The following is a 14,062-nucleotide window of genomic DNA, read 5'->3' as shown; positions in this document are numbered from 1 at the left end:
GCTCAGCCTCCGGCGACACCTTCCGGCCGATGACCCGACGGGCCCCAGCGGGTCCGCCCTCGCCCCTCACCCTCGGCGAGCACACGGGGGGCCAGCTGCTGCGACTGGCCCGGGCCATCGGCATGGACGAGGACGACGCACAGTCCTCCACGCAGACGCTGCTGTCCGCGCTCGGCCCGGTCGCCCGCCGGCCCCTGCACCTGCGACCGCCGACCTTGTCCCACCTCTCCGACGACCACACACCGGTGGAGTTCTCGCTCTCCTTCTCCTCCCGGGGCATCCCCTCGCTGCGCGTCCTCCTGGAACCGGGCTTCGGCCGTGCTGACCTCGCACGCAACGGCCAGGCAGGGCTGCGCGCCGTCCGGGACATGGCCCGCCGGTGGAACTTCTCCACCGAACGCCTCGACGAGCTCGAGGACCTCTTCCTGCCCGCCGACCCGCAAGGCTCATTCGCCCTGTGGATCGCGCTGGAGCTGCGCCCCAGAGGCGTGCCCAAGGTCAAGGTGTATCTGAATCCTGCCGCATCCGGGCCGGAACGGGCCGCGGCCACCGTGCGGGAGGCGCTGCGCCGGCTCGGCCACGAGGACGCCTTCGATGTCCTGCCGCCGGGCGACCAGCACCTGTTCTTCGCCCTCGACCTCGGAGACTGGGAGGAGCCCCGGGCCAAGGTCTACCTCGCCCACCACAAGTTGTCCGCCACAGGGGCGGGAACCCTGTCCCGGATGGACGACGGCCCCCGGCCCGCCGACATCCAGGCGTTCTTCCACGCTGCCACCGGAACGGACCCCGCTGGAGACGACGAAGACGGCCCCCTCCCCCATCGGAGGCCTGTGCAGACCTGCCACGCCGTCACCGACACCGCCGCCGGCCGTCCCACCGGCTTCACCCTCTACGTCCCTGTCCGCGACTACGTCCGGCACGACGGCGAAGCACTCAAAAGGGCCGTCACCGTCCTCACCCGTCACGGCATGGACCCGTCCCCTCTCCGCCACGCCCTCTCCGCCCTCACCTCCCGCCATCTGCGCGACGGCGTCGGCCTCATCGCCTACTTGGGCGTCGCCCACCAGCAAGGCACCTCCCCCCGGGTGACCATCTACCTGTCCTCCGAGGCGTACAGGGTCCGCCCACCCAACCGACACCTCTGAGACCTTCTTGGACCCACTCACGGCGACTCCGTCGCACCGGCCGAGCGGTCATCAAGCGACCTTGCAGAGTGGGCGCACAAGCGCCCCCTGCGCGTCGTCAACGGCACAGCCAGAGCCACCAGTCCGATGATGCGTACGAAGCTGCCTAGTTGGTAAGTGTCCCGAGCCGCGCGGCGATCTGGGCGCGGATGGATGCGGTCCTCTCTGGCGCGGTCACTTCCGTGAGCGTGTTGACCAGGTCGGAGGCGAGGGCGGTTGCGTCCTGGGAAGTGGTGTACCGGTTCCCACCTGATCCGGGCGTTTGGTCCGGCGTCGGAGTGAGGGGCCGGATATGAGAACGGCCACCGGCTGATCTTTCAAGACGACCAAGTCTTTGAAGGAGATCAGCACGATGACCGCACCAGATAGTCTGCCCCTGCACGCCCTCGCGGAGGACAATCTCGTCGCGGCGAGTCCGGATCTGCTGCGCGCGACGGTCAAGACGTTCGCCGACGCGCTCATGTCCGCGGAGGCCGACGCCCTCTGCAACGCCGAATACGGCCAGGTCAGCGAGGAACGCGTCAATCACCGCAACGGCTATCGCCCGCGCGAGTGGGACACCCGGGCCGGCACGGTCGAGCTTGCCGTTCCCAAGCTGAGGCAGGGCAGCTACTTCCCGCACCGGCTCCTCGAGCGCCGCCGGGCCGAGCAGGCCCTGATCTCGGTGGTCGCCACCGCCTACCTCCTCGGGGTCTCCACCCGCCGGGTCGAGAAGCTCGCCGAGTCCCTCGGTGTCACGCAGCTGTCGAAATCCCAGGTCAACGCGATGTCCAAGCATCTGGACGAGCAGGTGACCGCGTTCCGCAACCGCCCCCTGGACGCCGGCCCGTACGCGTTCGCCCGGGTCGACGCGCTCACCCAGAAGGTCCGCGAGGGCGGCCGCATCATCAACGTCCACGCGCTGATCGCGGTCGGCGTCAACGCCGACGGCCACCGCGAGATCCTCGGCCTGGACGTCGCCACCGCCGAGGACGGCGCCGACCGGCTCGCCACCGGGCGCCGCGCATAGCGTCCGGCTCCTCATCGCCCTGCGCCGGCGGTCCAACTTCAACGGCAGACGATCCGGCATCGCTGTCAGAGGACAGCGATGCTCCCCTGCCCGGCCGCGCGAGAACCGGTGTCACGCGCCCTGACACGCCGCCTGTCACGTTCCCGGAGAACCCGCCCGTGACCTGCAGCAACACCTGCCGGCAGAGGAACACGCGCCGGGCGTGACAGCGTGATGCCCCACGGGCGGGCCGAAGGCCGGCCGGGTGTCCTGCGCCATCGATCCTTGACCGATTGCCAGTGAAGTCGGGCCACCGCGCGGTTCGTGTCATCGAGCCTTGACTGCCCTGGTCAGGGACCCGCTGAGCGGTGTCAGACCCTTGCCGGATGATCTGGTCATGCTGATGGCGACCAACGAGCGCGGCCATGTGGTGAAACGCCCTTCCAAACCTGCCATCGGGACGATGCTGGCCAACCTGCGGCGGGGGAACGCGCATATGATCTTGGAGCGGGTCGACGAGGAGCGGCCGGGCAGCTGGTACATCCAGGTCCTGCTTCGCGAGAACAACACCTTCCAGCTCGAATACCGGGACGGCGTGGCTGAGCAGCACTACCGGACGCAGACGATCTCTCAGGAGAAGGTCCTCGGAGCGCTGCTCGGCTGGGCTGGTGCGAAGCCTGGCTGGCGGGACGGCTTCATGTGGAACAACATCGCTGAGCAGTTCGGCACCAGCGACCGGGAAGCCCTGGAGCCGTCCGGCGACACGGAACCGCCGACCGGCTCGAATTCGGGCTGACCGGGGCCGCGATCCGTCTGCCGCTGGTCGTCGCGGTCACGACCATCGGCGCCGACCAGAAACTGCTGGGGTCGGACCGGGCGGCCACCCTGGTCGCCGCCGCGATGATCTCCGTGCTCCTGCTGCCTCTCGTCGCTGCCCGCGTGCGGTCCGGGCGTGCCCCGGTGGCGGACCGTCCCGGCCTGAGGGAGGCGGACGAGTCGGAGGGGTGGTGACCGATCGGCACGCGGGACTCCTCCTGGGGAGGGCCGGCACCGCCTCATGGTGAGGCAGGCGTCAGGGCGGCGGGTTCCGAAGGCCAGTCGAGCACGGTCAGCTCGGGCCACTGCTGCCGCCAGCGGGCGGTTTTGGTCTCGTACACCTCGCGCGGAGCAAGCACTGGATTGGGCCGGACGACGAGGTTGAACACGTCGGCAAGCCCGTGCGGTGCGTAGACGCGCCACCGTCCGTCCGGTTTCAGGCGAACGCCCAAGCAGCAGGTGGTGGCGGCGAAGCTGTCGATGGCGGCCTCGGTGGAGGCGTAGGGCTCACACGCGACGCCGAACTTCTGTTCGTACCAGAGGTGGACGCGGGCCTCGTTGCGGACCTCGACCTCCGCCGGCAGGTCGGCGAAGGCGGCGTCGGCGGCCTTGATCACAGCGTCCTCCGCCTCCCACGACAGATCGTGATCGTCGAAGTAGAAGACGTCGTAGTCCTTGATGCCGTGGGCGGGAGGCCTGTCCGTGGCCACGTTCCAGACGGTCTGGAACAGGCAGCCCGCCGTCAAGTACCAGCCCGGCAGCCCCAAGCGAGCCGTGCGGTCCAACACCTCCACCAGCACCTCGTTGCGGGACAGCACGGACCTGAGGGCGGCGAGCTGCTCGTCGAGCGGGAGGCGACCGATCACCGCTCATGCCTACCACGCGGCAGACCGACGGCGCCTGTCTTCAGCCTTCGGGACCTTCTGGACGGAGCTCTCTCCGCAACGATCGGCAAGGGGCGGCTCTTCGCCGGTGATCGTGTGCGTGGCGTCGAGATGGGCGCGGCTCCGGCGTTCGGCGAGCAGCGGGTGGACGGCCACCGCCCAGTCCGCGGTGCGGGGCGACACGCGCGCCGCCCTCCTTCGACGGACGGGGGGCGGCCTTCTCATGGGTGCCTGCCGGCGCCGGAGACCTGTCAGGGAAGGGGGCGGTGACGTGCTGGCTCCGGTGCCGATGGCGGGGGAACCCCGCGCACGAGCTCGCCCACGAGTGCGGCGATCTGTTCCACCTCGATCAGGAAGCCGTCGTGACCGTAGGGGGACTCGATGAGCCGTAGGTGGTCCGCCGTGGGGATGCCCGCCGCCAGCTCCGCCTGCTGCGACGGCGGATACAGGCGGTCGGAGCCGACCCCGGCCACGAGCGTCCGGGCGGTCACCCGGCGCAGGGCGGCCCGCACGCCACCGCGCCCGCGGCCGATGTCGTGGCTGTTCATCGCCTCGCACAGCGCGACGTAGCTGCCCGCGTCGAAACGGCCGGCCAGCTTGGCCGCGTGATGGTCGAGGTAGGACTCGACCTGGTACCGGCCGCCGCTCCAGGGGTTCTCCGTGCCCTGGAGCGAACGGCCGAAGCGGGCCTGGAGCTCCGGCTCGCTGCGGTACGTGACGTGGGCGATCCGCCGGGCCAGGCCGAGTCCGGCGTGCGGGCCCCGGCCGGTGTCGTGGTAGTGGCCGCCGTGCCAGTGCGGGTCGGAGCGGATGGCGTGCAGCTGGATGCCGGCCCAGGCGATCTGCTCGGCGCTCGCCGCGGCCGTCGTGGCGAGCAGCAGGAGCGCGTCCGTCCGTTCGGGATGCGACACCGCCCATTCCAGGGCTCGCATCCCGCCCATCGAACCGCCGACCACCAGGGCCCACCGGTCGATGCCCAGCGCGTCGGCCAGGCCGGCCTCGGCCGCGACCTGGTCGCGCTGTGTCAGGAACGGAAAGTCGCCGCCCCAGCGCCGGCCGGACGGGCCCGGGGAGGACGGCCCGGTACTGCCCTGGCAGCCGCCGAGCACGTTCGGTGCCACGACGAACCAGCGGTCCGTGTCCAGCGCCCTCCCGGGACCGACGATGCCGTCCCACCAGCCGGGGGTGGGATGGCCGGGCCCGGCGGGGCCGGCCACGTGGCTGTCGCCGGTGAGGGCGTGCAGCACCAGCACCGCGTTGGACCGGTCCGGTGCGAGCCGCCCCCAGGTCTCGAACGCCAGCCGCACGCCGGGCAGTTCACCACCCGCCTCCAGAGCGAGCGGCTTCTCCCGCTCGTACCACCGGCGGCGCCCGGGCGGGTCCCCCTCCTGCCAGGCCCCGGAGGCCGGCGGGAGGGGAACCTGGGACGGCGTCAGCACGGTGTTCAGGACGCGGCCTTCGCCGCGCGGAACCCGGTCTCCAGATCCGCCTTGAGGTCGGCGAGGTTCTCGATGCCGACCGAGAGGCGCACCAGGCCGGGCGAGGCGCCGGAGGCCGCCAGCTGCTCCTCGTCGAGCTGGCTGTGGGTGGTGGAGGCCGGATGGATGATGAGGCTGCGCACGTCCCCGATGTTGGCGAGGTGGCTGAACAGCTCGACGGCGTCCACGAACCGCTTGCCGGCCTCGATGCCGTCCCGCAGCTCGAAGGAGACGATCGCGCCCGCGCCGCGCGGGAGGTACTTCTGCCCGGCCTCGTACCAGCGGCTGGAGGGGAGGCCCGGGTAGTGGACGACGGCGACCTCGTCGCGCTGTTCCAGCCACTCGGCGAGCGCCAGCGCGTTCGACGAGTGCCGCTCGATGCGCAGGCTGAGCGTCTCCACGCCCTGCAGGAGCAGGAAGGCGGAGTGCGGGGAGAGGGCAGGACCGAGGTCGCGCAGCAGCTGCACCCGCAGCTTGACGGCGTACGCGCCCGGGCCGAGCGCCGGCCAGTACCGCAGGCCGTGGTAGCTCGGGTCGGGCTCGGTGAAGTCGGGGAACCGGTCGGCGTGCGCCCCGAAGTCGAACGTGCCGCCGTCGACGACGACACCGGCGAGGGCCGTGCCGTGACCGCCCAGGAACTTGGTCGCCGAGTGCACGACGATGTCCGCGCCGTGCTCGATCGGCCGCAGCAGGTAGGGGGTCGGCACGGTGTTGTCCACGATCAGCGGCACGCCCGCCTCGTGGGCGACGTCCGCGACCGCCCGCACGTCGAGGACGTTGCCGCGGGGGTTGCCCAGTGCCTCGGCGAACAGCGCCTTGGTGTTCGGCCGGACCGCCGCCCGCCAGGCCCCGGCGTCGTCCGGGTCGTCCACGAAGGACACCTCGATGCCCAGCTTCGGCAGCGTGTGCCGGAACAGGTTGTACGTGCCGCCGTACAGCGAGGCGCTGGAGACGATGTGTTCCCCGGCACTCGCCAGCGTCAGGATCGCCAGGGCTTCCGCGGCCTGGCCGGAGGACAGCGCCACCGCCGCGACCCCGCCCTCCAGCGCGGCGATGCGCTGCTCGAAGACGTCCTGGGTGGGGTTGTGGAGGCGTGTGTAGATGTTGCCGGGCTCGGCCAGTGAGAACAGGTCGGCGGCATGCCGGGTGTCGCGGAACACGAACGACGTCGTCTGGTAGATCGGCGTCGCACGGGCCCCGGTCGTCGGGTCGGGTACGGCGCCGGCGTGGACCTGCTGGGTCTCGAAGGACCAGGCCGGGGTGTCGGGCCCGGCGGGCTCGTCGTCGGGGGTGTGGCCGGCGGTGACGGAGTCGATGGGCTGGCTCATGGTTCTCCCTTGTACGGGTACGGCGATGCGCGGGGTACGGGAAGGGGAAGGCGAAGGAACCGCAGGCGGGGAGCGCGTGCCCGGAAAACGGCAGCGGTCCGCGCGACGCGGTGGGAAAAGCCTGGTCGGACGCCGGAGGGCGATCAGCTCACGGCGGAACAGCCCGTGGTGGTGACACGCACGTAGTCAACGTGGCGGCGGGTCACGAGCACGGTCATGGAGCCAGGCAACCACACAGGGGTGAGCGCGCGCCAGACCGAAGGGGAGGGTGTCTCACGCATCGGACGCGTGGGGGAGCGGCTCCTGCTCGCTCGGCGACCGGCTGACCCTCGCCGAATGGTGCTGAGGCGCGAAGGACTGGTCCGTCCCGTGGCCGCTCGACGACCAAGCGGGAACCGATCCCACCGTGCGGTTCACCGAGGACCCTTACGATCCGGACGCGGAGGCGATCCCCGAAGAGGAACCGCTGAGCCGGTTCCTCCTGCGGTTCACCCTCAACGACGCGATGGGTTCCGCCCCCTACGGCGCACGCACCCACGCCATGCCGACCGAGCGCTTCGTCCCTCCACGGAACGTGCTGAGGCCCGTGCCGCTGAGTCCGTTCGCCTGCGCGGACGAGCGGTTCCTCGTGGCGCCGGGACTGCTCGCCCGCGTCCAGGGCGACGAGGAAAGGACCATCCTGGACCTCGCCGCGCTTCACCGAGGGACACTGACACCCCTGCTGGAACACGGATTCCGCTGGAGCACCTTCTCCGAATGAGGCATGTCAGGGACGGGAGGAACTCCCCGGGGACGAATGGTCGATCCCCGCCACCGGCGGACGACGGATGGCCCCGGTGGGCTGACCACCAAGGTCCACCTCGCCTGCGACGGCCGGGGCCTGCCCCTGGCCGTCCTCGTCGCACCCGGCAACGTCAACGGCTCCACCGCCTTCGACGCCGTCCTGGACGCGGTGCGCGTGCCCTGGTCCGGCGTCGGGCGGCCGCGTCGCAGACCCGACACGGTCATCGCGGACAAGGCGTATCCGGCACGGGCGATCCGCCGGACACTGCGGCGCCGGGGCATCCGGTCGGTGATCCCGGGAAGAGCCGACCAGAAGGCCAACCTGCTGTGACAGGAGGGCTGCCATGGCCACGGTGGCTCGGTGGGCCGTTGCGTCGGTGTACGGCTGCCGGGTGATCGGTGCCTGCATTCGGCGCACGGAAGATTGACGATTTCTTCACACGTGAATTCACGCTTTCACCACAAGGCAATTCACACGCTCACCGTCCCCGCGAAAAACGGGCGCACCACCGACACGAACGCCGCCCCCGGTGCCACGCGACACCCTGAACGGCTGCGCCGCCGCCCGTGAATGTCCCGACATGGGCAGACAAGGAGGCATGGGCGGCGCATGGCACAACTCACTCGGCATTGTCGAGCGAGCCGAGCGCGAAAAATTCGCCGGAAGTTGCCTGGAATGCGGAACGGTGATTCCATCGCGCCGGTCGGATAAACCAGGGCCTGCCTCAGTTTCGGCGAAGGCATGAAATCGAGAACGGCGGCCGCCCTTTCCGCACGGGTGGCGCGGCCGATCGGAGGAAGCGACGTGGGTTGCTCGCACGCCACAGGGTGCCCCCTGTTCCCGCTGCTCAGAGAGAGCCTGCGGGGCTGGCGCGACTACTACTGCGACAGCAACGACCAGTGGCGCGGCTGCGCGCGCTACAAGATGTCGCTGACCGGCGAGCGCGTGCCGATCAGCCTGCTGCCCAACGGGGCACAGGCGCGGCACTTCGAGAACGCCGATGACGCGGGCTGGACCTGCGCACCCGCCTCGGGGCAGGCGCCACCGCAGGCCGTACGGCACGAGCCGTGGTCACCGCAGGGCGCGTACGGGGCACAGCCGCCGTCGGCCCGGCCGCCCGCCCCGCCCGCGCCCTCCGGGCATCGGGTCGCGGCTCCGGAGAGCGTGACGCCGTGGGCGACGGAGGCTCCGTCGGTGCCGCTCACGCTCGGCCAGCCGTCACCGCCTCCCCACATCCCCCAGCATCACGCCCGGCCCGCGCAGCAGGCACCGCGCGCGTCCCGCCCGAAGCGTGGCCTGTGGGCCCGCCTGACCGATTGGATGAGTCGACCCGCATGACCACCTACTGGCCCTGGTGGGCGGGCGCCGTCGGGCTCGCCCTGGTCACCGTCTACCACGCCCTCGCCACCGACAGGTCCTTCGGGGTGTCCTCCGCGTGGGACCGCGTGGTGCACTGGCGGCGCGAACGCCGCCTCGAGCGGATGGACGAGGAGTTCGCCGACGACCGGGCGCTCGCCGAGGCGCTCGCCGCGGCCACCGCGGAGCACTTCGGCCCCGGCCCGTCCCCTGTGCGGCAGCTCCCGTACGGACAGCCGGGAACGCTCCAGGTGGACGTCGAACCGCCGGCGGGTGACCGTCCCGCGGCCACGAGCGGGCGACCGGCGCCGCTCTTCACCCAGGCAGCCCTGCTGATATCGGTCTTCGTCGGCGGGCTGATCGCCGCGGTCACCTCAGGGCGGTTCGAACTCCGCCTCGACATGGGCCCGGGGTTCCGGAGCCTGGTGACCGCCGATCCGGTCATGATGACCGTCCTGCTGTTCGCGGGAGGCGTGCTGGTCGGCTTCGGCACGAGGCTGGCGGGCGGGTGCAGCTCCGGCCACGGGCTCAACGGGTGCGGCCGTCTGCGGCCGGTGAGCCTCCTGGCGACCGCCGTGTTCTTCGGCACCGCCGTCGCGGTGTCGTTCATCCTGTGGAAGGTGATCTGATGCGTACTCGGGGCGCGATCCTGCTGGCCACCGTCGTCACCGGTCTGGCCCTCGGCTTCACCGTCGCCAACATCGGCTTCGGCGACTACGCCGAGCTGAACCGCATGTTCACCTTCCAGGACCTGCGGATGTTCCTCTCCTTCGCCGGCGCCGTGGTGATCATCGTGTGCGCCTTCGCCGTGCTGCGGGTCCGCCGCACGCCGGAGCGGATCCACGGCGGCGTGGTCCCCGGCGCGGTGCTGTTCGGCACGGGATGGGCGATCTCGGGCGGGTGCCCCGCGATTCCTGTCATCCAGGTCGCCGGCGGGTACCTGCCCGCCTTGGTCACCATCGCCGGCATCGTCGTCGGTGTCCGGCTGTGCCGTTGGGCGAACGCCCGGTATTTCCACGTCGACCGGGGCTCCTGCGCGCTGTGACCGCCGCCGGCCGGTGAACGCTGCACGGGCAGCGGTCCGCGAGGTACGGTGCCCGCGCGGTCGTACGGGGCGCCAGGCAGGCAGCGAGGGCGGCGGGGACATGGGTGCGGTGGAGAGCTGGCCCCGGGTGATGGATCTGCTGAGGGAGCACGCCCCGGCCGATTACGCGGATCTGCCCGGGCCGGCCACGGAGGAGATGCTCGCGGCGGCCGAGGAGCGGATGGGTGTTCCGCGCCCCATGCCGACACCAACCTGTTCGCCGTCCTGGTCCATGTCCTCGGCGGGACCGTCCGGCGTGCCGGGCACGCCGGCATCCTGCGCGAGGGCCTCGACGGCCGCACCGGGCTGCGCCCCGAGTACGAGCGGCCGGCCGACGAGGAGGCCCGTGCGGCCCACCGTGCACGGATCGAGCAGGCCGCACGGTCGGCCGCACCGGCCGGGAGGTGGCGCCGACCTCAGGTGTTGTTCACGACGCGCCAGCGGTTGTCCGCGGAACCGTCGTCGGGGGCCTGCACCGCGAAGGCGCCCCGGGCGGTGGAGTTGGCGGCGATGCCGAGGAGCTTGCCGCTGTGGACGTTGCGGATCTTGTAGGTCCCGTCGCCCTGGGCCAGCAGCGTCCACCGGTGGTCGGCGGTCCCGTTGTCCGCCCACTGCAGCACGGTCGCGTTGTCGGCCGTGGACATGTTCTGCACGCCCAGCACCTTGGCGCTGTGGACGTTGCGGAGGCGGACCGCGTCGCCGTCGGCGATCATCTCCCAGTCGTGGTCGGCCGTGCCCGAGTCGTCCCACTGCAGGGCGCGGCCGCCGTCCGCGGTGGACATGTCCTGGATGCCCAGGACCATGCCGCTGGCCGCGTTGACCAGCCGGACGGATCCGCCCGGTGTGCCTGATCCGCCGCCGGTGTTCCAGTAGACGGTGTAGTTGTGGCCGTGCGCGTCGTGGAACGGTCCGAGGGTGACGGTGGAGCCGTTGGCCGTGGCGGTGAAGGCCAGCGAGGTGCCGCCGGTGCGTCTGATCGTGGCCGTGTCCAGGCGCGGCAGGGAGGTGAGCGTGGTGTTGCCGTAGTTGCCGGACAGGACGACCGGGCCGTAGGTGACCGCGGCAACGTCCGGGTTGTCGTTGGCCGCACGCAGGACGACCCGCATGGGCAGGCGGACCGTGACCGTGTCCCCCGCGCTCCACGCGCGGGTGAGGGTGGCGTAACCGCCGGGTGTGGTCGCGATGTTCTGGACGGCGCCGTTGACGCTGACGGTGGCGCCCGTGGTCCAGGCGGGGATCCGGATGCGCATTGGCCAGGTGCCGCCGGCGTTCCCGGTGACCTGCAGGGTGGTGGTGTCGCCGACCGGGTAGGAGGTCGTCTGGGTGACGGTGATGCCGCGCTGCGACCAGTCCAGCACCGAGGGCACGAACATGTTGACGATCAGCGTGTCGCCGTTGTGGAAGTACACGGAGTCCATCAGCCGGGTGTGCATCTCGAGGCCGGTTCCCTGGCAGCACCAGAACGAGTTGTAGTCCGTGCTCCAGGTACCGCCGCCCCAGGCGGGGCCGACGCCTCGCCTGCCGCCCGGCGAGAGCGGGGTGAAGTAGGTGACGTGTCCGTGGGAGTCGGCGGGGTTCTGCTGGCCGATCATATGGTTCAGCCAGGCCCGCTCGTAGTAGTCGAACCACTCCCCCCGGTCCGGGTCGAGCGTGAACAGCTCCCGGGTGAGGTCCAGCATGTTGAAGGTGTTGCAGCTCTCGCAGGTGTCCTGGTTCAGGTAGCCGGCGATGGCGTTCGGAGCCCGGAAGTGCTCGGCTTGGCTGTTGCCGCCGATGACGTAGGTGTGCGCGCCGACGCAGATCCTCCAGGCGTTGGCGGCGATGTCCCGGTAGCGGGTGGTGCCGGTGGCCTTGAACTCCCGGACCGCGCCGATCCACTTGGGGACCTGGGTGTTGGCGTGCAGTCCGTTCAGCCGGTCCTGGCCGGCCGCCAGGGGGTCGAACACCGAAGCATGGTCGAAGCGTCGCGCGGCCGTGAGCCATCGTGCGTCGCCGGTCTGCTGGTACAGATCGGCCAGCACGTCGTTCATGCCGCCGAACTCGGTGCCCAGCATCGCCTGCATCTGCGTGGTGCTCAGCGCGCCGGTGCGCCGGTCGACCCAGGCGGCGAGGGAGAGCAGCACGTCACGGGCCTGGTTGCTGCCGATCAGGCGCCAGACGTCCAGCAGGCCGGCCAGCGTCTTGTGGATCGCGTAGTAGGGCACGTTGCCGTTGTTCAGGGTCCGCTGCTCGAGCGCGGTGAAGTCCGACTCGGGGAACCCGGAGAGGTATCCGGCGCCGAACCCGGCCGCGGCGTTGTTGGCCTGGCACCTGGCGAGCTCGGCGACCATGAGGGTCGCCTTGTCCCGGCACACGGTGTCGCCGGTCACCGCGTACGCCTGCGCCCAGGCGGTGAGGAAGTGCCCCTGCACGTGGGTGCGGAAGGGGAAGGACGGAGCGTCCCAGCCGCCGTTCGCCGTCGCCCCGTTGGTGGAGAGCCGGTGGTTGGCGCGGAAGTTGTACAGCAGCCGGTCGACGTCGACGAACCGCAGGTAGTTCAGTGTGCGGTTCTGGTTGTCCAGCCACCGGCTCGCGGTCAGCCGGACCCGGCCCAGCTCGAAGGGGCGGGCCAGGACCCCGATGTCGGCACGCACGGGTGGGAGGACGGCGGCCTGCGCGGGTGAGCCGCCCAGGAGCGGTTCGGCGACGGACGCGACGGCCGCCGCCCCGGCGGTCCGCAGAAGGCTCCGTCTGCTGAGGGGTAAGGACACCGTGCAACCTCATTCCTTGGTCGGTGGTCTCCTGGCGGAGACCCGGGGGATCCGGGGGTCCGGTGGTCACGGCATGACGCGGAAGGTGGGGCTGTCGCGGGAGCGGAACGACGCCCGGGAGGAGTCGGCGAGGCCCGCCGTCCGCCGGCAGGCGGCGCGGCGCATGACGGCACTCTCCGCCGCGCCTGCGAACGGTCTCAGGCACGCCGGGGCGTCCGGCAGTCAGTGTGAGCGCTAACAGTTCCACGGAGCAAGAGTCGTGCGCCGGGCAGAGTTCTGAGGATGGTGAGACGAGGGCGACCATGCAGCACAAGGGAGCTGCATCGCTCCAGCTCAGCGGTCACGGCATGTTAGCGCTCACATATCCGAGCGGCGTCCAGATCCGACTGGTTCGCGCCCGGACGGTTGACATGCCGACGGCCGGCAGCGCGGATCGGCGAGTCGATCGAGGACCTCGCTCCCGGCCCCGGCCCGCTCCTTCCGCGGGAGTACGCGGAACTCGAGTGGGCCACCGACGACACGGGCGACAGGTATGACCTGACCGCCCGCCACCCCGACGGCAACCGCATCGAGGTCCGGGTGGACGCCCACGGCTCCACCGTGCTGTTCCTCGGGCAGACCCCGGTGACGGCCCTGTACGAGCCGCACGAGTTCCGGTGGCCGGAACCGGTGCGGAGGTCCGCGACCCTCACGCCCGGCCACCTGCTCTGCTACGAATGCGACGGTCTCGGCGCCTGTGACTGCTGCGGGGGCCGCGGGTGGCTGCCGAGTGAGCCGCACGGGCGCAGCCGCCGCCCCCAGTGCGCCGCGCGGCGCATCTGCCCCATCTGCGGCGGCGCGGGTGAGCTGGGACTCTCCCAGCTGTCGCCCTACCAGCGGACCCGGTACCCCGAACTGGGCCGTTGACCGTCGCGCCGCCCGTGGCAGCGGCCGTGGCCGTGGCCGTGGCGGAGTGTCGTCACCGGAGCACGACGTCCACACCGCGCTCGGCGAAGATCTCCAGGACGACGGGGAACGGAACGACGTCGCTGTCGCCCTGCAGGGTCGGCCGGGGCCTCGAGAAATGGGCCCTGGACTCCGCCGAGTGGTCCCAGTGCAGGGTGAACGGCGCGGTGGCGCCCCAGCGACCCCGCAGGCAGTCGTCCAGAGCGTCGAGGTTCCGGCCGAAGTAGCCGCAGGGTCCGTCGACGGCTTCGCCGAGCGCGCAGTGGAAGCTCTCCTCGTCGACGATGTCCCGGCCGTCGAGGGTGAGGACCTGGCCCCGGTAGCGGGCGGCGAGTTTGTCGAAGCGGGTCGCGATGGCCCGGAACTGCTTGAGCCGGTTGAAGCAGCGTTCGACGACGCAACGTTCGCCCTGTCGTGGCGGTAGCGTTGAGGCCGGACGGCGATCTCCTACCGGCGCACGGGGTG

The 14,062-nt window shown here is 71.3% G+C and carries 11 protein-coding genes and 4 pseudogenes; 10 read left to right on the top strand and 5 right to left on the bottom strand.

Annotation, left to right across the window (positions count from 1 at the left end; genetic code table 11):
• Positions 1 to 29: 29 nt before the first annotated feature.
• From A2U95_RS27890 to A2U95_RS32200, 3 genes and pseudogenes are all read left to right on the top strand, one after another.
• A complete protein-coding gene (locus tag A2U95_RS27890; protein WP_166028053.1) occupies positions 30 to 1,145 on the top strand; it encodes a tryptophan dimethylallyltransferase family protein in 1,116 nt (371 codons plus the stop codon).
• A gap of 391 nt (positions 1,146 to 1,536) precedes the next feature.
• Positions 1,537 to 2,175: pseudogene (locus A2U95_RS27885) on the top strand (transposase); the annotation flags it as partial.
• Positions 2,176 to 2,569: 394 nt separating this feature from the next.
• Positions 2,570 to 2,968, top strand: coding sequence for a hypothetical protein (locus tag A2U95_RS32200; protein ID WP_206283088.1), 399 nt, complete (start codon positions 2,570 to 2,572; stop codon positions 2,966 to 2,968).
• Between the two features lie 259 nt (positions 2,969 to 3,227).
• On the opposite strand, the gene A2U95_RS27870 is transcribed toward A2U95_RS32200, so the two are convergent.
• From A2U95_RS27870 to A2U95_RS27860, 3 genes are all read right to left on the bottom strand, one after another.
• Positions 3,228 to 3,854 (bottom strand): nucleotidyltransferase family protein, encoded by a 627-nt coding sequence (locus A2U95_RS27870; RefSeq protein ID WP_166028051.1) that lies wholly within the window; start codon positions 3,852 to 3,854, stop codon positions 3,228 to 3,230.
• Between the two features lie 269 nt (positions 3,855 to 4,123).
• The gene (metX, locus tag A2U95_RS27865; protein WP_206283087.1) at positions 4,124 to 5,311 is read right to left on the bottom strand and encodes a homoserine O-acetyltransferase MetX; all 1,188 of its coding nucleotides are present in this window, start codon (positions 5,309 to 5,311) and stop codon (positions 4,124 to 4,126) included.
• 5 nt (positions 5,312 to 5,316) lie between these two features.
• Entirely contained in the window at positions 5,317 to 6,678 is a 1,362-nt protein-coding gene (locus A2U95_RS27860; protein WP_166028049.1) for a bifunctional o-acetylhomoserine/o-acetylserine sulfhydrylase, read from the bottom strand.
• 406 nt (positions 6,679 to 7,084) lie between these two features.
• On the opposite strand from A2U95_RS27860, the gene A2U95_RS27855 reads away from it, so the two are divergent.
• The 6 genes and pseudogenes from A2U95_RS27855 to A2U95_RS33065 form a co-directional block, all read left to right on the top strand.
• Positions 7,085 to 7,438 carry a hypothetical protein gene (locus A2U95_RS27855; protein ID WP_166028047.1) on the top strand — a complete coding sequence of 118 codons (354 nt, stop codon included), beginning with the start codon at positions 7,085 to 7,087 and terminating at the stop codon, positions 7,436 to 7,438.
• Positions 7,439 to 7,513: 75 nt separating this feature from the next.
• Positions 7,514 to 7,789, top strand: a pseudogene (locus tag A2U95_RS27850) (transposase); the annotation flags it as partial.
• 477 nt (positions 7,790 to 8,266) lie between these two features.
• Entirely contained in the window at positions 8,267 to 8,800 is a 534-nt protein-coding gene (locus A2U95_RS27845; protein WP_166028045.1) for a hypothetical protein, read from the top strand.
• Positions 8,797 to 9,447, top strand: a complete 651-nt coding sequence (locus tag A2U95_RS27840) for a YeeE/YedE family protein (RefSeq protein WP_166028043.1) — start codon at positions 8,797 to 8,799, stop codon at positions 9,445 to 9,447. Before A2U95_RS27845 ends, A2U95_RS27840 begins: the two co-directional genes overlap by 4 nt.
• Positions 9,447 to 9,863: a YeeE/YedE thiosulfate transporter family protein gene (locus A2U95_RS27835; RefSeq protein WP_166028041.1), complete on the top strand. Its 417-nt coding sequence runs from the start codon at positions 9,447 to 9,449 to the stop codon at positions 9,861 to 9,863. Before A2U95_RS27840 ends, A2U95_RS27835 begins: the two co-directional genes overlap by 1 nt.
• Before the next feature lie 234 nt (positions 9,864 to 10,097).
• A pseudogene (locus A2U95_RS33065) lies at positions 10,098 to 10,295 on the top strand (type I restriction endonuclease subunit M); the annotation flags it as partial.
• Between the two features lie 23 nt (positions 10,296 to 10,318).
• On the opposite strand, the gene A2U95_RS27825 reads toward A2U95_RS33065, so the two are convergent.
• On the bottom strand, positions 10,319 to 12,652 hold the full coding sequence (locus tag A2U95_RS27825; protein WP_166028039.1) for a beta-L-arabinofuranosidase domain-containing protein: 2,334 nt from the start codon (positions 12,650 to 12,652) through the stop codon (positions 10,319 to 10,321).
• A 405-nt stretch (positions 12,653 to 13,057) separates the two neighbouring features.
• Here A2U95_RS27825 and A2U95_RS27820 point away from each other — a divergent pair, with 405 nt between their 5' ends.
• Positions 13,058 to 13,558, top strand: a complete 501-nt coding sequence (locus A2U95_RS27820; protein ID WP_166028037.1) for a hypothetical protein — start codon at positions 13,058 to 13,060, stop codon at positions 13,556 to 13,558.
• Between the two features lie 52 nt (positions 13,559 to 13,610).
• On the opposite strand, the pseudogene A2U95_RS27815 reads toward A2U95_RS27820, so the two are convergent.
• Positions 13,611 to 14,003: pseudogene (locus tag A2U95_RS27815) on the bottom strand (barstar family protein); the annotation flags it as partial.
• Positions 14,004 to 14,062: the final 59 nt, after the last annotated feature.

This window comes from Streptomyces chilikensis, from assembly GCF_001642695.1.
Classification (GTDB): Bacteria; Actinomycetota; Actinomycetes; order Streptomycetales; family Streptomycetaceae; genus Streptomyces; species Streptomyces chilikensis.
Note: the sequence above shows the minus strand (reverse complement) of the source record. Positions and strands in the feature narration are given on the sequence as shown.